Annotated in this window: 14 protein-coding genes; 7 read left to right on the top strand and 7 right to left on the bottom strand. The window is 55.1% G+C overall.

All coding sequences use genetic code 11. From position 1 onward, the window contains the following. Positions 1–4: 4 nt before the first annotated feature. Complete coding sequence (locus SH421x_RS01845) at positions 5–916, bottom strand: DUF1559 family PulG-like putative transporter (protein ID WP_488853606.1); 912 nt, start codon at positions 914–916, stop codon at positions 5–7. A gap of 71 nt (positions 917–987) precedes the next feature. Then, positions 988–1,434 (bottom strand): hypothetical protein, encoded by a 447-nt coding sequence (locus tag SH421x_RS01840; RefSeq protein WP_488853605.1) that lies wholly within the window; start codon positions 1,432–1,434, stop codon positions 988–990. Positions 1,435–1,771: 337 nt separating this feature from the next. On the opposite strand from SH421x_RS01840, the gene SH421x_RS01835 reads away from it, so the two are divergent. The 3 genes from SH421x_RS01835 (at position 1,772) to SH421x_RS01825 (ending at position 6,760) form a co-directional block, all read left to right on the top strand. After that, the gene (locus SH421x_RS01835) at positions 1,772–2,272 is read left to right on the top strand and encodes a DinB family protein (protein WP_488853604.1); all 501 of its coding nucleotides are present in this window, start codon (positions 1,772–1,774) and stop codon (positions 2,270–2,272) included. Between the two features lie 819 nt (positions 2,273–3,091). Next, on the top strand, positions 3,092–3,922 hold the full coding sequence (locus SH421x_RS01830) for a DUF2071 domain-containing protein (protein ID WP_488853603.1): 831 nt from the start codon (positions 3,092–3,094) through the stop codon (positions 3,920–3,922). 309 nt (positions 3,923–4,231) lie between these two features. After that, positions 4,232–6,760: an ATP-binding protein gene (locus SH421x_RS01825; protein WP_488853602.1), complete on the top strand. Its 2,529-nt coding sequence runs from the start codon at positions 4,232–4,234 to the stop codon at positions 6,758–6,760. A 20-nt stretch (positions 6,761–6,780) separates the two neighbouring features. Here SH421x_RS01825 and SH421x_RS01820 read toward each other — a convergent pair whose 3' ends face one another. From SH421x_RS01820 to SH421x_RS01810, 3 genes are all read right to left on the bottom strand, one after another. Next, entirely contained in the window at positions 6,781–7,356 is a 576-nt protein-coding gene (locus SH421x_RS01820) for a hypothetical protein (protein WP_488853601.1), read from the bottom strand. Between the two features lie 79 nt (positions 7,357–7,435). Next, on the bottom strand, positions 7,436–8,608 hold the full coding sequence (gene larC, locus SH421x_RS01815; RefSeq protein WP_488853600.1) for a nickel pincer cofactor biosynthesis protein LarC: 1,173 nt from the start codon (positions 8,606–8,608) through the stop codon (positions 7,436–7,438). A 97-nt stretch (positions 8,609–8,705) separates the two neighbouring features. Then, the gene (locus SH421x_RS01810; RefSeq protein WP_488853599.1) at positions 8,706–10,823 is read right to left on the bottom strand and encodes a methyl-accepting chemotaxis protein; all 2,118 of its coding nucleotides are present in this window, start codon (positions 10,821–10,823) and stop codon (positions 8,706–8,708) included. 255 nt (positions 10,824–11,078) lie between these two features. On the opposite strand from SH421x_RS01810, the gene SH421x_RS01805 reads away from it, so the two are divergent. Beyond that, positions 11,079–12,389 carry a carbohydrate porin gene (locus tag SH421x_RS01805; RefSeq protein ID WP_488853598.1) on the top strand — a complete coding sequence of 437 codons (1,311 nt, stop codon included), beginning with the start codon at positions 11,079–11,081 and terminating at the stop codon, positions 12,387–12,389. 22 nt (positions 12,390–12,411) lie between these two features. Here SH421x_RS01805 and SH421x_RS01800 read toward each other — a convergent pair whose 3' ends face one another. After that, positions 12,412–12,576, bottom strand: a complete 165-nt coding sequence (locus tag SH421x_RS01800; RefSeq protein WP_488853597.1) for a hypothetical protein — start codon at positions 12,574–12,576, stop codon at positions 12,412–12,414. 122 nt (positions 12,577–12,698) lie between these two features. Further along, positions 12,699–14,972 carry an efflux RND transporter permease subunit gene (locus SH421x_RS01795; RefSeq protein WP_488853596.1) on the bottom strand — a complete coding sequence of 758 codons (2,274 nt, stop codon included), beginning with the start codon at positions 14,970–14,972 and terminating at the stop codon, positions 12,699–12,701. Between the two features lie 86 nt (positions 14,973–15,058). Between SH421x_RS01795 and SH421x_RS01790 the strand changes: the two genes are divergently transcribed. The 3 genes from SH421x_RS01790 (at position 15,059) to SH421x_RS01780 (ending at position 20,052) form a co-directional block, all read left to right on the top strand. Continuing rightward, positions 15,059–16,375 (top strand): hypothetical protein, encoded by a 1,317-nt coding sequence (locus tag SH421x_RS01790; RefSeq protein ID WP_488853595.1) that lies wholly within the window; start codon positions 15,059–15,061, stop codon positions 16,373–16,375. Positions 16,376–16,716: 341 nt separating this feature from the next. After that, on the top strand, positions 16,717–19,632 hold the full coding sequence (locus SH421x_RS01785; RefSeq protein ID WP_488853594.1) for an LPS-assembly protein LptD: 2,916 nt from the start codon (positions 16,717–16,719) through the stop codon (positions 19,630–19,632). Positions 19,633–19,671: 39 nt separating this feature from the next. Then, positions 19,672–20,052 (top strand): diacylglycerol kinase, encoded by a 381-nt coding sequence (locus SH421x_RS01780; protein WP_488853593.1) that lies wholly within the window; start codon positions 19,672–19,674, stop codon positions 20,050–20,052. Positions 20,053–20,067: the final 15 nt, after the last annotated feature.

Genomic DNA, 20,067 nt, shown 5'->3' with positions numbered 1-20,067 from the left:
CGATCTAAAATTCATTTAACACTTCGCCGCCTTGGGTGGTGGAAAGTCCTCGCCAAGTGGCGAGATCTACCGTGTCAGCGACGAAACGGACCGAGCCATCACACAAGACCCCTTGGACTCCGCCGGGATGGCGACTACGCGAAGCGAGTCGATAAGGATTGGATGAAGTCGCACCGGTACAAGGGAGATTTAGCGACGGAGAGTTCTTGCAAACGCTCGCGCTTTCCATGACATCTGGGTCGTTAGCATTCGGCGGCAGATATCCGCTGAAGCCAGATCCGGCTCCCCACCAAGTAAAACCACGCAAGTCGCCGTCGATGCCTTGCAGAACTTCGGCGACGAGCAAAGTGTTCGAGGTCCCATCAGCGACATCCTTCATTCCAAAAGCGCGTTCGAATGCAAACGGGGCTCCCCCAAACTTGACTCCATTGAAATCTGGCGGCATTTGACCGGGAGCTGATCGATAATGGCCGACATTCCCATAATTGGCGGCGTAATTATGTGCGGTATATTCGATGCCGCCGCTGATGTAGGGAGAGTTGGGAATATCGCTAGGACAGGTCAATGTCGCGATTCGCATTGTCGTGACATCCTGGTTGGTTGCATGTGAATAGCGCTCTAGCATGTCATAATTCTGCGCCATCGCGCCCTGTTCAATTTGGGCCAATATGGCGACCTGCCAAGTCCCGTTGCAGCACGAATAAGTGCCGCGGGGAAACTTCTGGAAAGTGTCGTGATAGTTGTGCAGCGCCAATCCAACCTGCTTCAGGTTATTGGAACATTGCATTCGGCGAGCCGCTTCACGAGCTTGCTGAACGGCTGGCAACAACAGGGCAATCAAGACGCCGATGATCGCGATGACGACCAGAAGTTCGACGAGCGTAAATCCACGGAATACATTTCGAGGGGAGCGCATGATCAGGAATTCTCTGTAAATATTTGGATAGGAAAACAAACGGAAGCAAGAGATCCCCGCCACGTGAAGTGCTAAGGGATTACCAATTCAAACTTGTTGTCTCCATCCTCCGCTACCGTGATGGTTTCTTTGCTGTTGGAGTTCCACTTGGGCGGGATTCTCTCCGGCGGGTAAAGCACCCCATCCTGTTCGGCAACATTCACTGCAACCGGGGCCACAGCCAAGTCAGCACTGTAAATACGCACAATGTATTGGCCAGGGGGCAAGCCGCGCGAGGCCGGCATGACAAAACTCCCCTCCTTGATCTCGGCGCCGCCGCTGGTTCCCGTCGAGAGATCGCGGGGTTCAAAGTTGATCGAACCAGAATCGAGCGGCTTGTTTCGCAGAGTCACCGTACCGGAAATGGCTTGACGATTCCAACCATCATCAACGCCGCCGCAACCTGACATGCCCAGCAATCCGCACATGAGTGCAATGACAGGCCATAATCGGGAATCACTGATCAATCGCTTTAGCATGAATCTCACCTTGCGGCACTTGAGGGGAAGCGACATTTTTGCCTGTTTAGCTCGCAATCGGCCTGCTCGCTTCTTGAGCAATGTGCACTGCCTGAGACCTTTTGGGACGCGACAGATACCACGTGGAATCAGATTGCAAGTATTATGCCAAACCCAACCTGCTATCCTGGGCCAGCGTGCGGCTCCGCCTGGGGGGCGGCTCATCAAAATCGATTCTTTGCCATCCTATGCAACTCGAGTTGAGGGGGTTCGCGGGTCGATTCACTTGGCGAACCTAGCGTCCTCTATACTGTCTACCGAAATCTATCGTTAAATCCTCTACAGAAACGAACGTCTCATGTCGCGCATCTTGATCGATCAAGCGATTCGCTGGCTCCAGTACGAACAAGACGCTCATGCCAAAACTCTGGAGTCGCTGGCTGCGATTCCAGCCGAAAAGCACGACGAGCCAGAATTTAAAAAAGCGATCCGCATCATGGCTCACCTGGCGGTGGCCCGTCACAAGTGGATGGTCCGCTTCGGCCGTGCGTTGGAGCTGCACACCACCTTCTTTCCCGACGACTGGACGCTAGAAACTTTGGCCGGCGAACTGGCCGCTTCGCATCAGCTGTGGGAAGGCTATCTCGGTAGTCTCGCGGATGACGCTGAACTCGGCGAATATTTTGAATATGAAAGCAGCGACGCCGGCCCCTGCCGCAGCCGGATTGACGACGTTATCACCCAACTCTTCAGCCATTCTTGCTATCACCGCGGTCAAGTCGCCATGTTGATCAAAATCTTGGGGGGCGAACCGGCAGCGACCGACTTTATCTATTGGAACCGAGAGATCATTGCGTAGCCCTCAGAGCGCTACGCGACGATCGGCCGCTCTGGGCCTTGGTCAGGCAGAGTGCGTTGGCGAAGATTGCACCTTGACGAAGTCTCAGTCTTTTGTTATTATCTATTCACACATTTCAGCGTGACCTGCTGGCTTCAGTATTGTGGTGCTTTATCGTTGTAGGTTGGCAACTTCGGCAGAGGTTGCAGTGGTTGACTGCTGCGCTGGCTGGATTTTGAGCTGGATGGACGGCAAATTGGCCTGGCGCTTAAGGTGCGCGCATGGGGAGTTAACGTCATTGGACCGGGAAAATAAAATTTCGACCCCTGTCCTGTCCCAGCGGGGAGGCCAATGTCGGATGCCAACGCCTAACCCAAAGAGAATCACCAGCGACGATATTTGGTATTCGTGCTTGGTCATTCCTTCGACTTTCGGATTTCGACAATTGTCATTTACTTGCCAACGCATCTCTCTCGCTCCCAAGTTTTGAAGTTGCGATATTTGGCAGGACCGTAAGAAATCGAACACGGGGGACACGGATAAATCAAGGCAAGAAAGCAGATCCACTAGGCGTTAAGCTTCCCATGCTGAATTGCTTCGGCAGTTGACCGAATGGAAGTCATTTTTCAATCTCAGCGCTGCTTTCTTACCGTGTTTTCTCTCTCTGCTTTCCATGGCATCCGCGTTCCATTCTTCACGAATGCCAAATTGGGCATTTTCAAAACTCGCGACTTCGGGCTACGAAGAATCCATCCACGCAAAAAACGCCGCAGTCCAGTCCGCAGTCTAAAGTTATGTCCACGCTCAACTCAGCGGTTATCAGAGAAAGGAATGCGACTCATGTCTATTACCGAAAATCATTCGCCCCACTCCCCAATGACGCAGCAACCGCAACTGGCGATGGTCGACTTTTTGCATGCTCGCCCTCGACCGCATGGGATCGATGCACTTTGTACGCTTGAACATTTTTCGATCATTACCTACGCCGTCCCACTCGATCGTTTCACGGGGCTGATTCATCCGCGATTTGCATTGGATGCGATCGAGGTCAATGGTCAGCCGTGCGGGCTACTCTCGGTCGTTCCATTTGCGGACAAAGTATTTACCTCGGCCGTTTATCCTTTTCCTCGCTTCACCATGGGGCAAACCAACTATCGTATCTATGTGATTGATACCGAGAGCGGCGAAAAGTGCGTCTGGTTTTTGGGAACTAGCCTCGATTCGTGGTCGATCTTTGTGCCGCGTATCTTATGGAATATGCCGTGGCAACGCGGCAAAATTCGCTTTGATTGCGACTATCAAGCAGCGACGCAGCGATATGCGCGCTATCAAATGACAACTCAATCAGATTGGGCGCCGGCCAGCGTCGAACTAATCAGTGACAACAGCGCGGTGCTGGAACTGCCGGGGTTTCCTGACCTTGAAACGGCTCTGGTTACACTGACTCACCCGTTGATTGGATTTTATTATCGCCGGGATGGCCGGCTAGGACGCTACCAGGTTTGGCACAAGCAGTTGGAAGTCCATCCCGGCCGCGTGGTCCATGCATCGTTTGGTCTGTTGTCGCGTATGAAGTTGGTTAGCGACTTGGAGCAGCAGTCTCCCCATAGCGTGCTGCTCCAGCGGCTGAACGAATTTACGGTTTACTTACCGCCGCGAACGATCGCGTGAATCCGCCATTTAAGGACAACACGCCGCTAATTTCTCCGGCGGTTTGCCGTACCTGCTGACAGACCAACAGCGCCGGGCCGTTTCTCTCCCCACTCTGCAGAGAGGAGAGTCATCACGATTGCATGGATTATTCAGCCGCGGCAATCGCTCTCTCAGCACAACGCTTTGCTCTCGAAACCCGCTCTCCCATCGCCGCTTCGTTTTCCCATGAAATTGGTCGCCTGCCTTGCGAACAGCGACGTAGATTTATGAGTTTCGTAGTCGTATCCGAAGTTCCGCCAGCCGCTACATGCACTTGGTATGCTATTTTTGACCCGTGCCATCTTACTGACGATTCTCGCGATCCTCGGATCGACGACTGTCGGGACTTCACTATCGGCAGAGCCGAAGTCGCCAACATGTTGCATCGGGCAAGACTGCGAAACGCACGGCGGAGAAACCGCCGCAGAGGTGCGTGAATTTAAGGCCGATTCGTTCACCGGCTTCTTTAGCAAGCTGTTTGACACCCATGACTATCCAGCCCGTTGGTATTGCGGCGGTTGGACGCTCGAGACCGGTTGGCTGCACGTAATTTCCGATGTCGCTATCTTCGGCGCCTATTTCGCCATTCCGCTGGTGCTGCTGTTCTGCTTGCGCAGCCGTCCAGATCTTCCCTTCCCTAAAATCATCTGGCTGTTCGCCGCGTTTATTCTCGCGTGCGGTTTTGGGCACCTGATTGAAGCGGGCATATTTTGGTGGCCGGTCTATCGGTTTTCGGGCTTGATCAAAGCGGTGACAGCGACCATTTCGTGCGTGACGGTGCTAGTGCTGATTCGCTTGCTGCCTGAGTTGTTGAAGCTGCCGTCGATGGCGCTATTAGGACAGAAATTGAAAACGGCCAACGATCGTCTCGACTGCGCGCTGGCAGCTGGCAATATCGGCGTGTGGGAATGGCAGATCGAAGACGATCTGTTTGAAGCGGATGAACGGGCCAAGCAGATGCACGAAATTCAGACGGTCCCTGACGTCGTCACGCTCGACTCGTTTCTCAATTTATTACACGAAGATGATCGAGACCAGTTGCGAGCGGCGATCACTGACTGCGCGCTTCGAAACTCAAACTACTCCGTCAACTATCGAATTCTGTTGGCGAATGGAACGATTCGCTCCATCCAGTCGCACGGCAAAGTGCTGTCTAGTGATGATGGCAAATCGAGAAAGCTGGTCGGCGTTTGCATAGACCAAACCGAACTGACCGAATACCATGCCGCCGTTAAAAAGCTCTCGCTGGTCGCCAGCAGTACGCGTCACTCAGTTGTGATCACCAATCCAGCCGGAGAGACCGAATGGGTCAACAATGCGTTCACCCAACTTACCGGCTACAGCGCTGCGGAAGCGATCGGGCGTAAACCGGGAGATCTACTGCAGGGTCCAAAGACCAATCAGGAGGTGGTCGAAAAAGTTCGTCGTGCGCTGCAGAAACAAGAGCAAGTTTCAGCCGATCTGTTGAACTACAAAAAATCGGGGGAGCCCTATTGGATCGCCCTGGAGATCGAACCGGTCTTCGATCAGGAAGCGCGTCTCAGCAACTTTATCGCAACCCAAATCGACATTACCGAACAAGTTCGTCGCACCGAAGACTTGATCGCCGCGATGGAGTCCGCCGAGTCGGCCAATCACGCGAAGAGTCAGTTTTTGGCGAATATGAGCCACGAGATCCGGACTCCCCTGAACGGTATCATCGGCTTTACCGAACTGCTGATATGCGACGAACTGTCGACCAAACAGGAACGCCAGGAATACCTAGAAACCGTTCGTAGCAGCGGCCAGCACTTGCTCCGACTGGTCAACGAAATCCTCGATCTGTCAAAGATCGAATCAGGACAGATGTCGGTCGAGCGGTTCCCTTGCTCTCCCGCGAAAATCTTGGACGAAGTTGTCGCCCTCTTACTGCCGAAAGCACAGGAGAATAACCTTCGACTAACTGCTCGCTGGGATTCTCAGGTTCCCTCGCAACTGTTGACCAATGGTCCGCAGTTGAAGCAATTGCTGTTTAACATCGTCGGCAACGCGATCAAATTCACCAAAGTCGGCCAGATCCAGGTCGTCGCTCGGCTGGAGGAAAATGCAGGCGGCGCTCAGCTGATTTTTGAAGTTTCCGACACGGGGATCGGGATTCCTCCTGACAAACTAGAAATTATCTTCCAGCCGTTTTCGCAAGCGGATTCCTCCGTAACGCGTCACTTTGGAGGCACCGGCTTGGGCTTAACGATCAGCAAGAACCTCGCGGAATTGCTCGGCGGCTCACTGAAAGTCGAAAGCACGCAGGGACAAGGGAGCACGTTTACCATTGCGGTCGACGCTGGCGGTTCGCTCGACAAGACGACCCCAGCGACCAGCCTGGTGGAAGAGTCGCCGGCATGCTTGGTGAAAGAACTCAAGCTCCCCTCCTTGCAGGGAGTGCGAGTGTTGGTTGTCGATGACGCGGAGGCGAACCGACGCTTCATCTCGGTTGTGCTGGATCGCGCTGGCTCTGAGATCTGCTCTGCCGAGGATGGCAAAGCGGCGGTGCGATTTGCCGCCACGGAAAGGCCCGATGTGATCTTGCTAGATATGCAGATGCCGATCATGGACGGATATACCGCCGCCAATCTCATGCGGCTCCAGGGCTTTACCGGTCCGATCATTGCAGTGACGGCCAATGCGATGGAAGGAGACCGAGAAAAGTGCTTGGAAGCGGGTTGTTCTGAGTTTCTCACGAAACCGCTCAACCGCGAAGAACTGTTGCACACCGTCGCGTATGCATTGCATGAGCAACGTCTCCGCGAAACGGAGTTGCCGCACGACGCTGCGTGGTAGCAGAATCAAGAAAGCGATCGCTAACCGCGCAAGCTTAACACCATTTCGACCGCGAGTGGATCCATCTCCATCGCGGCGGCGATCTCTGCGACCGACTTGCCATTGTCAGAGAGCTGATACAACTCGTGCTTTTTGCTGGCGTCGCACAAGGTTTCGGTCACCACGCCAAAGTTAGGCGCCGCATCCGCGTTAAACCTTGCGGCGTCCCCCAACGCTTGCAGCAACGGATCGAGCGCCGGACTGCTGACCGCGGTTCCTTGTCGTCGGCCAGCGTCAAGCAACGCTTGCAAGCGCTCGGCATCTTGCTGAGCCAGCGCCATGGCTTGCTGCAGGTAGTGGATCTTTGTATTGAGTTCAGCTTGAAACTGTCGCGTGATGGTCAACATTTCGGCTTGCCATCGTTGCAAGTCATTGGGGCCACCGCTCATCGAGAAAGGGCGATCATTCGTAAAAGGGACACGCACCAACGGCTCGTTGGACGTATCTTTCTTGCTCTTGCGCTGTCGCATCCAGACGCGACGGAGCATCACCCAGGTCAATAAAGTCAGACCGCCAAAGAACGCAAGATACGGCAGTTGATCGCGAATCCAATCCATTGGAAGGTCGCCTATGCGCAAAAGAAACGGCGAGTCGGGGAAAAGTCTCGCTGTATCTTACGTTGATTCGCCGTTTGGCTCAAAGTGAATTTGGGTCGAATGCAGCTTGGGCGGCGTCATAAATCTCCCGCAGCGGCTTGTCGTGCTGTTTCGCCAGCACGCGACAGGCCTCAAATTCAGGCGAAAAGCTGGCGGGCCCCCCTTCAATCCAAGCCAATTTGCCGGCCACCAATCCAAACGGAGTCTCGACCGCATGTTCGCGACGCACCAGCTTGTGACGGCTGACCGGAAACCGCCGCACCCCCAAAGTGCCCGTCTCGCGAAAGAGAATCCGCTCCATCTTTGTCAGGTCGGACGCGTCGCAAAGCACCGTCAATTGCACTCCGGGGCGATTCTTCTTCATCTGGATCGACGTGCTATAAACGTCGAGCGCCCCTTTCTCTAACAGCAGATTCGACGCGTGGCCAATGACTTCACCTGAGACATCATCCAGATTCGTTTCAACCACCCACACCTGATCACTATCAAGCGGATCGGCCGTTTCCCCTAAGATCAAACGGACAATATTGGCCTGCGACTTCAGCTCGCGGGTACCGGCGCCATAGCCGATCCGATCGATCTGCATCGCCGGCAACGGACCAAACTGATCGACTACGGTTGCGACAATCGCGGCGCCGGTTGGCGTGGTCAGCTCAAAGGGAACATCCGAGTGGGCTAGTGGAATCCCTTTCAAGATCTCGGCTGTCGCCGGCGCCGGCACGCTGCAGCGCCCATGAGCGATTTCGATGTAGCCGGTTCCGGTCGGCACTGGGGAACAAACAATTCGATCGACTCCCAAATAATCCCAACCGATCGCGGCGCCCACGATATCGGCGATCGAGTCAATCGCGCCAACTTCATGAAAGTGGACCTTTTGCAAGGTCGAACCGTGAACCTTCGCTTCGGCCTCACCCACCTTCAAAAAGATCCGCTTGGCCAATTCCTTTTGGGCGGCCGACAACTGGCCTGCTTCGATCATCGCATCGATATGGTGCAAGTGCCGATGCGCATGCTCTGGCTCATGCTCGACCGTCAGATGCAACGCCCGAAATCCATGACGCTTGACTTCTTCCACCGCCAGGCGAACCCCTGGCAAACCCATCGAGGCGATCCCCTCTTGCAGCAGTTGCAGGGGAACGCCGGCATCGATCATAGCGGCCAAGGTCATGTCGCCAGCAATACCGCTGGGACAGTCGAGATAGGCGATTTTCATAGGAGAGTGCAAAGCTTCTAGCGGAGAGAATCAGGTATCCCTCCAGAATAGAAGCAGCGCCGGGCGACGGCAACGGGATGATCGCCCGCCGAACGGTTTACACCCGGAATTGTCTGACCAGCGACTGCAATTCTTTGGACAACTGAGCCATGGCGGTTCCGGTAGCGCGGTTTTGCTCTGCCCCGGCGACGGTGCTTTGTGCGATCGAATCGACCTCGTGGATACCGCTGGTGATCTTCTCACTTTGGAGGCACGAGCTTTCGATCGTTCTCGCGACAGAATCGGTCGTGTTGGACGCCGTGGTGACGTTCTCGGCGATACTTCGTGTCGCGATGTTCTGCTCTTCGACCGCCGAGGCGATTGTCGAGGTGACGCTGTTCGCTTCGCCAATCATGGTGTTCATCTCCGAAATCGCCTCGAGCGCTTCGCTGGACGATTCCTGAATGTTCACTATGCGACCGCGAATACTTTCGATAGCTCCAGTAGTCTGGCGAGCAAGTTCTTTGACTTCGGTCGCGACGACGGCGAAGCCTTTCCCGGCGTCTCCGGCCCGAGCGGCTTCGATGGTCGCGTTCAAGGCCAGCAAGTTGGTTTGTTCGGCGATCTCTTCAATCTCTTGAATGACTCCGCCAATATCGTTAGCCGCAGCGCCCAAAGCGTTAATCTTCTCGTTGCTGGACGATGCGAGTTTGGAGGTGCGATTCATGTTCGCGGCGGCTCGTTCCGAGTTGCGAGCAATCTCGTTGATCGTCGCGGTCATCTCTTGAATCGATGAGGCGATGGTTCGCATATTACTTGAAACTTGCGAAGTCGAGTCTGACACGTTTCGCATGTTCGTCAACATTTCTGTAGAAGAACTGCTTACCGAATTTGATTCGATCTTCGTCTTTTCGGCGCCCTGTATCAGCGAGTTCGACGCGGCGTCAAGCTCTCCTGCGGCGTTGCCAATCGACACCGCGTTATTGGCGATCCGCTGAATCATCTGTTGCAATTTGTCGACAAACTGATTGAACCAATAGGCCAACTGGGCAATCTCGTCTGACCCCGATACGGTCAGACGTTTCGTGAGATCACCTTCTCCCTGGGCGATATCTTGAATCATCTCGACCGTGCGGCGCAGCGGCCGGGCGATTGCTCGGGTACAAACAACACCAAAGAAGATGGCGATCGCGAGCGAGACCAAAGTGACGCCTAGGATCAAGGACGAAGCGAAATTCCGATCGGCTGCAACGCGCACAATGGTTTGCTCGACTGCAGAATCCGCTTCCGTTTCAAGCAAGTCGATTTCGGCAAGCAGTTTTCCGGCACAACTCTGGTAAACTTCGCCAGCAGCCAAGTACTGAATAAATTGATCCAGGTAGATGTCTGTAATACGTACTTGTTCGGCGTATAACGCACGATAGACCTGGGCGTAGGACTTGCCGTCAAACTGTGGGTATTCCTGGGAAGTAAACGGAGCGTCAAACCGTCCGGTCGCCAACATGCCGTTCATCGCCTCTTCATGGAAAAGGCGTGCATCGGCCAATTCGCCGCGCGTCTGGAGAATATCGCGTCCTGCGGCCATCTGTTCGAGATAGTACAGTTGCGTCAAAAAGCCAATGGATGACTCCATACCGCCGTCGGCCGCTTCCCATTTCTGACGGATCTCGCCGTTCCAAGTAAACGCTTTATCGGGATTTGCTTCCATTTCTTCAACCGAAGCGTCACCCAGCGCTTCCACCAGTTCGCTCACGTTGACGAACAATTCTGAGTGACCGCGATATGCGGCGCGAGCCTTATCCATCTCGTCATAGACAGAGATCAACTTTTTCAGCGACTGATCGTACTCACCCAGTCGATCTCGCAACATCACAAACTGATCCGCGGGAATCAACTTGGTGTCAAAGACTTCCTCAAAGGATGCGTCGGCCATTTGACGTGCCGATTCTAGGTTCGCCAGGTTCTCTTCAACCTGCACCCCTTGGCGAATATTCTCGACCGCCAACATCTGGGATCGCACGCCGATCACTCCCTCCATTGCACCATCGGCGGCGCGCCATGCACGCTGAGTAAGAAAATCAATCGACTGGTCGAATCGATAGATGATGTATCCAGTCGAGGCCGCAGAGACGACCACCATAAAACCCATGACGAAGAAGCCTGCACCAAGTTTGGCGGCGACTCGAGAATTGAACCAGCTCAGCAGACCAACTCGGTCTCGAGTATTGAACGTCATGTCGTTTGCCCCGAACACTTCAAAGTGAAATCGTTATTCTGCTCAGTAGTAAATTTGCTGGGAAACACTACCACCGAATCAGCGGGAAAGGACGATCTTCAACCCTCTTAATCGTTGCTATTTACCGCAGAAAATTTAACTTTCTGCTCTACAATCGGTTTAATCGCGCTTGCGGGATCCCGTTTATCCAAATCAAAAAGTGACTGCCGATGTAACGGAACAGATTGGTAGGAAACCTGGGGGCAGGACGAACGGATGAATTGCTTAGGTAAACGAAATTTTTGTGCGCTAATCTTAATCTGGTTCCTACATGCCGAGTTAGAAGCGGCGCGCTTTCAAGGCTATCCTGACCCCAATTCCGATCCTGCACCTTCATCGCCTGCTGTCCATCCTCCTCCGCATCAAGAGTATGTCGGACGTGAAGAAGAATCTTGGGGCGCAACAATCTTTGACGAATCATGGCACGTCTACGGCCCCCAAGGCGGAATCAGCGCAGAGTATGTCTACACCGGCGAAGTCTTTAACAACGCACGCGGCGGCATCTCAACGCGAGGCGCGACCAAATACCGTGGCAACATGGACATGGTCTTCAGTTTTGATATGGATACCATCGCCGGTATTGAAGGAGGAACCTTCTTCTTATATGGCCAGACCAACCATGGCAAAAGCCTGACAAACGACTACATCGGCGATTTTCAGGTGCTCAGTAATATCGACCCGACCCCCTATGAGCAGTTTACGCAGGTCAGCGAATACTGGTGGCTGCAAGAGTTTGGCGATGATGGCCAGCTTTGGATGAAGATCGGCAAGCAAGACGCGAACGCCGACTTTTGCTGTCTGGATTTGGCAGGCGACTTTATTGGTTCATCATTCGGCTTTATCCCTACAATCCCACTCCCCTCATTTCCAGCGCCCGGCATGGGGATCTCGGTTTTCTACAACTGGGAAGACGATGTTGTGCTTAAAGCAGGCGTCTTTGATGGAGCGCCGCGGGTCGGGACATGGGGATTCAACGAACTCGGAACCTATGGCCTCTTCTCAATTTTTGAAGCCGCCATCCAACCCCGTTTTGGCGCAGACGAACAATTGACCGGCGTCTATCGCTTTGGCGTCTGGCATCATTCCGGAGATTTTGAAGTGTTTAACGGCAGCGGCGAAACGCATGCCGGCAACCACGGCTTCTACATGGCGTTTGACCAGTTGATCTACCGCGAAGGAGATGATCCAGACAATGACCAAGGGTTGGGCGCTTTCTTCCAGTTTGGCTGGGCGCCAGAACAGCACACCGAAGTCAATCGCTACTACGGCTGCGGCTTGAACTACAAAGGACTGCTCCCCGGTCGAGACGACGACTACATCGCACTCGGCTACGCTCGAGCACAGTGGGGTGAAACTCTGCACGTTACCGAAGGATACACGCAAGAGACCGTCATCGAACTTTACTATCTCTATCAGATGACAGACGCGATTTTGCTGCAGCCCGATCTCCAGTACATCGCCAATCCAGGCGGTCTCGACGGCCGCGACTCCTTGGCGATTGGGTTGCGATTTGAAGTGGCCCTATAAACAATAGCAGCCAGGGCATCGCCTAGCGGCGAAAGATGCTGCCGCGGCGAGCGCGATAATAATAGCGAGCGGCGACTTGGGTCGAAGCGTCGTTTACCTGCGGGTCATGCTGCGATGCGACCGAGGCCGGTACGAAACTCAGCATCGTCAACAAGCAAGCGGCGGATAGAAGTACGAGAGTACGCATCAGGGGAGCTCTTTCTAGCGGAAGTGAAACAGCGAGCGATCGTTCGCTCGCCAACTTTCACGCTAATCACACGACCAAATGTGTCAAGCGATGCGGTTAACCACTTCGCCAGGTTACAGCGGTTATCCTGGCTGCACCGGCTGATCCCAAGTCGTCCACCGCAACAACAACGGCAACAAGATCAAATTTCCAAACAGTCCCCCCAGCATTGTCAGACTGACCAGCACGCCAAAGTAGACGGTGGGGATGAAGTTGCTAAAGCAAAGGACGCTAAAGCCCAGGATCAGGGCGATGGTGGCGAAAATCAGCGCGCGGCCGACGCTTTGCTGCACTTCTTTTAGCGCTGCCGAAACGCTCTCCCCTTTGGCCAGCGCCCGCTGAAAGCCGATGATGTAGTGCAGCGACGAGTCAACCGACAAGCCCAGCGAGACGGCGGCGATCATTGCGGCGCCCATGTTGATCTTTACGCCAAACAATCCAATGCAGCCGGTCACGACCAACACCGGCAAGACGTTGGGAACCAAGGCCAACAGCGCGTAACGCAAGTCGCGCAGCGCTACCAGCATCATGATCGTGATGCCGCCGATCGCCAGCAGGAAGGCGCGCCATTGATCGGCGATCAAGCTATCAATCAAAAAGGTAAGCAATACAAAGAAGCCGGTCACTTGCGACGTTTGCGCTGGCGACTCGACGATGATTTCTGCATCTGAATCGTTCACGGCCGCTTCTGGATATTGAAACTCGCTGGCGATCTGATGCACTTTGGCGATCAGTTCTTTTTTGTCACTCGCGTCGCGACGTTCATGCGATAGCAGCATGATGCGAAACCAGTATTGTCCCGGATGATCGGGATCTTCTGCATGCAGCGCCGCCAAAATCCCAGGCATTTCTTCTTGAAACATCCCCATTCCCATCTTGATCGCGCGGTTGCGGAGAAAGTCAAATCGCATCGATTGCAGATCCAATGGTGAGCCAGCCATGATCGCATCAGCCAGACTCAGCGTCTGGGTCAACTCCGGCGCCTCTTCGCGCAACTTAGTTTCAAGCTCATGCACTTTGCTGACATACGTCCAGTCGAGCGTCTCCGGGGCCGGCAGCATGATGTCCCACACGCCTGCACCTCCTAGATTGTCTTCGACATAGTCATAGGCGACGACGATCGGCGCTCCTTCACGAAAATTCTTGGTGAAGTCGCTCTCGACTTTCAGTCGAAGCGAACCAACGATCGCCGCAGCTAACATCAGGACTGAAAACAGAGTGATCAACGTCGGATGCCGTTCAACCCAGTGCATTGTCAGGTCGAGACCCCAGTCCAGTTTTCCTTCCCCCCAGATCCGGCCAGCATCGCCCCCAAAGTTGCCGATCAAAATAATGCCCGGCACCAGCAGGCAAACGCTAACAATCACCATCATTGCGCCGACCGCCATCATGACGCCAAAGTCATGCACCGGGCCAACCTGAGTGATCATCAAGGCGCTAAAGCCGACAGCGTCAGTCGCGCAAGCCCAAAAGATCGGAGCAGCCAGCAGCTTGCCGGTTTCGATCAGCGATGGCTCGGCTTCAAGTCCGGCCGCGCGGAACTCGCGAAATCGAATCAGTACATGCGTCACCGTCGCGACACCGATCACCGTGACAATCGCCGTCAGCATCGAACTGACCATACTCAGCTGAAAACCAGAGATCGCCAGCGCCGACTGCGTCAGCCAAAGCGTCAGTTGCACGACCGCGATCGCCGCGATCACCCAGCGAATACTGCGGAATGCAATCAGGATCACTAGCCCCAGTAACAACGACGTCGCCCAACCAAGCCGCGCCCCATCTTCTTCGACATAGCGAAATCCATCGACCACCATCACTGGTTCGCCTGTAATCATGCCGCCGGGCTGCGTAGCGACAATCTCACGAATTTGATCAATCACGTCGGTGCGTGCGGCGTCGGTTTCTGATTCTGGAATCAAAATACAGACCAGCGCCGCAATGTCACCTGCTGCATTGTGCGTCAGCCCCGCAAAGGTGTCGCGGAGCTTCAGCGCGCGATTGTTGTCAGGATTGACGATCTCGCGGCCGATCGGTCGGTCGATCGAGAGGACGTCGCGGACTCCTTCCAGCGCTGTGATCTTTGTGCGCATCGTAATCAGTCGATCGATGCCAACTCCATCTTCGTCAAACAGTTGCGAATCAGGATAGACAGCCAGAATCACTTCGTTGCCGCCAAAAATTTCTTTTAGCTTTAGATAGGGGGCCAGCAGCGGATCGCCGGGGGCGAACATATTATCAATCGAGCGGTCAAAATGGAGCGATTGCCCAATGACCAGCGAAACCCCCAGGAGGCAAACGCCCAGGATCAACGTGGAAACACGAAACCGAACCAGCAATTCAATCAATCGAGCGAGCACAGGCATTTCCTGGGGGTAGAAGGAACCTGCTGATATTGTAAGCGTCTAGCCGCGTCTGGTGCGAGCCTCGATGCTACAATGGCCGAATGGAACCAAACTCCCCCCCAGATTATCGCCTGTTCGCCGACCGACGCTTTCTTTGGGTCTTGCTGGCCGCATTGCTTGTGCGCGGAGCGGTCGGCTATGTCTCTCTGGGGCGTTTGGCTGACGATCCCGACAGTTATCGCCTGTTGGCGATTCATCTGATCGAAAAGCACTCGTTTACGCTAGAAGATCCGGCCGAACCGACCGCATATCGACCGGCGCTTTACCCGCTGCTGCTGGCGATTAGCTCGCCTTCAGGTCAGATCACCCCAGCCGAGGTCGCGGCTCTTCACCTATTAATGGGACTTCTGACCGTGGCCTTGGTCTACGCCTGGGCGGTCGAAATGGGATATCGCCGCTGGGCCTGGCTCGCGGCGATGCTGACTGCGATCGATCCCGTGTTGCTGAATCAAGCGATGGTCGTGATGACCGAAACGCTGGGAACCCTGTTGGCGGCGGCGGCTCTGTTGGCGCTGACGCTACTGAGCAAGACGCTGCTGGCCGACGCAGAGCAGTACAAGCGGAACATGAGCGTCCAAGCCATCAACGTCGCCGGAGCGATCATGCTGGCGGTCTACTCGCGGCCAACCTTTTTGGTCTGGCTAGCGATGTGCACCGTGACGCTGCCGATCGCCTATTACCGCCAATATCGGGGAATCGCAGCCGCCGTGACCGTCGCCATGATCAGCGCCTTTTTGCTGGCGCCGTGGGTCGCGCGCAACTATTTGGTCTTTGATCACAACATCGTGCTAGGAACGACGCACGGCGGATATACGCTGCTATGGGGGAACAACCGCGAATTCTATGATTTTCTCCGCGGGAGCGATCAGCCGGTCTGGGATAGCGAACAGTTGCATGTCCGTTTCAATCAAGCACATCCCAAACGGCCTACTTCAATCAATGAGCTAGAACGCGACCAAGCTGCGTATGCCGAAGCCAAGCAGACCATCCGTGAGCAGCCTGGAATGTTTGCCTGGTCAACGCTGGTCCGAATCGGTCGTTTTTGGCGGTTGGCGCCGCATGCCTTGTCTGCCAACGAATCGACATCGCGGCAATTGGCCCGGTATGCCGTCGGCGCGTTTTACTTGGTGGAATTTACACTGGCGATCGTCGGCATGGCGGTGATCGGCCGAAAATTGTGGACTCCACCCTGGGTTTGGGGAGTCATGCTAGCAATCAGTTTTACGCTGGTGCATGCTTTCTTTTGGAGCAATATTCGGATGCGAGCGCCGGTTGTACCGGTGATCTGCTTGCTGGCGACAGTGGGGCTGCAACGGCTGGTTTCTCGGCAAAAAGCAGCCGAAACAGACCCCAGCTAGCTGGGCTTTTAGCGACTCGTCGCAAATCTCTATCGCATCGCGGCTTAGCCAAAATAGTTCGCCGCGAAACTGCCTTGCTCCCAATCCGATCGCTTCCTATAATCCGCCCCGCAAAACCCTCGGCCTGACCGCGCGCAACGTGCGGTTAGCGTCACTCCCTGTAAGGCAAGGAAGCCGGAACGCTGTCCCCCCCGACGCGTCACTATCTGGTCAATCCGCTGGTACGTTATGTACTAACGGCTATCGTCGTTTGGTGTTTCAGCATCAGCGTCGCTGACGTTGCGCGCATCGCACGCGCCGAAATTGCGTTTCCCGAACCGAGTCAGGCCTATCCGATCATCGTGTCGTCTGACTCGGCCCAGGTGACGCAACAAGGGAATCTGGAAGTCTGGATCCTCTCGGGCAATTGTCAGATCCAACAAGGTGAGTCGATCACCCGCTCGCAAGACGCGGTGCTGTGGATCGACTACTCCCAGCCCTTCCGCATGGCGCCTCACAAGATGAAGGTCTATCTCGAAGGCAAGGTGACCGTTACGTACGGCAATCGCCTGACCGGTAGCGAGTTTAACGGCCCAACTTGGCTCGGCGAATTAGCCACCAATCAAGGGATCACGCTGCCGCAGCCCCAATCCGCAGCGCAAGGAGCCGTGACCCCGGCTGTTTATCAGCGCGGCATGGCGATCCAGCGTGAAGGAGGCGATATGACCAAGATCGGTCAGCCGCAGCCGATCATGCAGATTCAATATCAAGCGCCCGGCGTCGCGGCGATGCCGGCCAATGCGGTCCCAACTCCCCGAGCCAAACGGATCACCATCAACAATCGTTACGCGACCGGATTTCAATCGCGGGGGCAAGAGACCGACCCGATCACCGGCGAATCGATTTTGATGTTCGACTCCGGCGTCAATGTTTTGATTGATGGAATCGATCAAGTCGGTTCGGTCAGCATTCTCGCCGACCGTGTGGTCGTCTGGTCGAAGAAAGGGATTGGCGGACTGGCCTCGACCGGCGAATCCAAAGAAAATCCCGACGTCGAACTTTATGTCGAAGGAAACATCGTCTTCCGTCAGGGGGAACAAGTCGTCTTCGCCGATCGGATGTACTACAACGCAGGCCTCGAAAGCGGCGTCGTCCTCAGCGCCGAACTGCTGACCCCAGCGCCAGGCTATGAGGGTCTCGTGCGACTCAAAGCCGACGTTCTGCAGCGCATCGACAAAAGTCGTTATCAAGCGTACGGCGCATCCATCACAACCAGTCGGCTGGGCGTCCCTAGCTATTGGTTGCAGTCAAACGAAATCGAATTTGTCGATGAGCAGCGCGAAGTGATCAACCCGATTACCGGTGAGATGCAGTTTGATCCAATTACCGCAGAGCCGCTAATCAGCCATGAGAAGCGAGTCACCGCGCGAAATAACTTTGTCTACATGGGAGGCTACCCCGTCTTCTACTGGCCGACCCTAGCAGCCAATGGAGAAAGCCCCACCACCTATTTGAACAATATCAGGGTGCGCAACGACAGCGTCTTTGGTACGCAGATTTTCACGGAGTGGGACAACTACGAAATCTTCGGGATCAAAGACCCCTGGGAAGGTACCGATTGGAATACTTCGCTCGACTATCTCAGCGAGCGCGGGTTTGGCGTCGGCACCCGGTTTGATTTCAACGGCACCTACTTTCCCTTTATGCAAACGCCGGCGACCGGTTACTTGGACGCATGGGGAATTCGAGACGGAGGGACCGACAACTTAGGCGCCGATCGCCGTGTGGTTCCGCTTGAAACCGATAACCGCGGTAAGATCATCGGCCGTCACCGCCAAACCTTCCGCGGCGACTTCCGCTTTTTTGGCGAACTGGGCTACATCAGCGATCGCAACTTCCTGGAGTCGTACTACGAACGCGAGTGGGACACCGACAAGGACGCTTCGACCGGTTTCCGCATTGAAAAGCTGTACGAGAATCAAAGCTTTACGTTGTCGGGCGCTTCGCGCGTCAATGACTTCTTCATGCAGACCGAGTCGATTCCGCAATTGGATCATACGATCATCGGCGAGTCGTTGTTGTTTGACAAATTGACTTGGAACGCGCATTCGTCGATCGGCTATTTGCATCTGCTGCCGGCCGCCGCGCCGACCAATCCTGTCGACTTGGCGAAGTTCTCGCTGTTCCCCTATGAAACCGATTCGGAAGGTATTCGCGCCTTCACAACGCAATCGCTCGAACTGCCGCTCGATGTGGGGCCGACCAAGATCACCCCGTATGTGCTGGGACAAGTCGGCTATTGGCATCAAGACATCAACGATCAAGACGTCCTGCGCGGCTATGGCCAATTGGGCGTTCGCGGCTCATTGATGATGTGGTCGGCCGATCGCGCCGTGCAAAGTCAGTTGTGGAACCTTAATGGGCTGGCGCACAAAGTTACGTTATATGGAGACGCATTCTATGCCGACTCAAGCCAAAACATTGAGCGTTTCCCCCTTTATGACAATCTTGATGATGACGCTCAGGAGCAATTCGCTCGCCGCTTCAAAGTCAACACCTTTGGCTTGCCAAACAATGTACCGCTGCCTGTGACGGTGGACGAGCGTTACTATGCGATTCGTTACGGCTTACAAAACTCGGTGACGTCCCCCTCGGCCGAAGTCGCCGAAGACCTGCAAGTGGCGCGGGTAGAACTGCGTCAAACCTGGCAAACCAAACGCGGCGCCCCTGGCGGCGAACGCATCATCGACTGGATCCGATTTGATGTTGGCGCGTCAGTCTTTCCGGACGCTAGCCGTGATAACTTTGGCCAGTCGGTCGGGCTGGTCAACTACGACTTCAATTGGCAAATCGGAGATCGGTTCTCCATCGTTTCCGATGGCGACTGGGACTTCTTTGACAACGGGTTACAGATGGCCAGCGTGGGCGCTCAAATGAGCCGCCCCCAGGTCGGCAGTTTATACATCGGCTACACAATGATGCGTTCGCCGGTACTGGCCAACATTTTGAATGCGTCCTTCCAATATCGGATGACAGACAAGTGGATCGCCGCAGTCGGCACGTCGTACGACTTTGAAAGCGCCGGCAACCTGGGACAAAATGTCTCGCTGACGCGGATCGGCGAATCGAGTCTCTTCACGTTCAACGTCAACGTCGATCCGAGTCGCGCCGTTACCGGTATCGGCATCAGCTTCGAGCCGCGATTCTTTGCGAGGGGACGCTTTAGCAAGATCGCCGGAGAGCCCATCCCGCCGGTCGGCGCGTTCGGACTAGAATAGCGTAGTTAGCCTAAAACCTACGCTTGGAGAACGCCGCCGATGACCCCTCCCCCGTTTCAGCCGGCGCCACGCAGTTGGATCGCCAAGTTTCGTGATGCGTTTCGCGGCATTTATATCGGCGTGCAGGCCCAGTCCAGCTTTGTTGTGCACTTGATCGTCGCGGGACTGGTGATCGCACTGGCCGCCTACCTAGCGGTCGACATCCTGCGCTGGTCGCTGCTGCTGCTTTGCATCGCGCTAGTACTATCGGCCGAACTGTTTAACACGGCGATTGAGTGGCTCGCCAAAGCGATCGACCACCGCGAAAACGAGAATCTCCGTAACGCGTTGGACATCGCCAGCGGCGCAGTGCTGGTCACTTCGATCGGCGCGGCGGTAGTGGGCGGTTTGATCTTTGCAGAACGGTTGGTGGCGCTGTAGCGGTTTTCGTTGCAG

The sequence above is a fragment of the Blastopirellula sp. SH421 genome (assembly GCF_057808535.1).
Note: the sequence above shows the minus strand (reverse complement) of the source record. Positions and strands in the feature narration are given on the sequence as shown.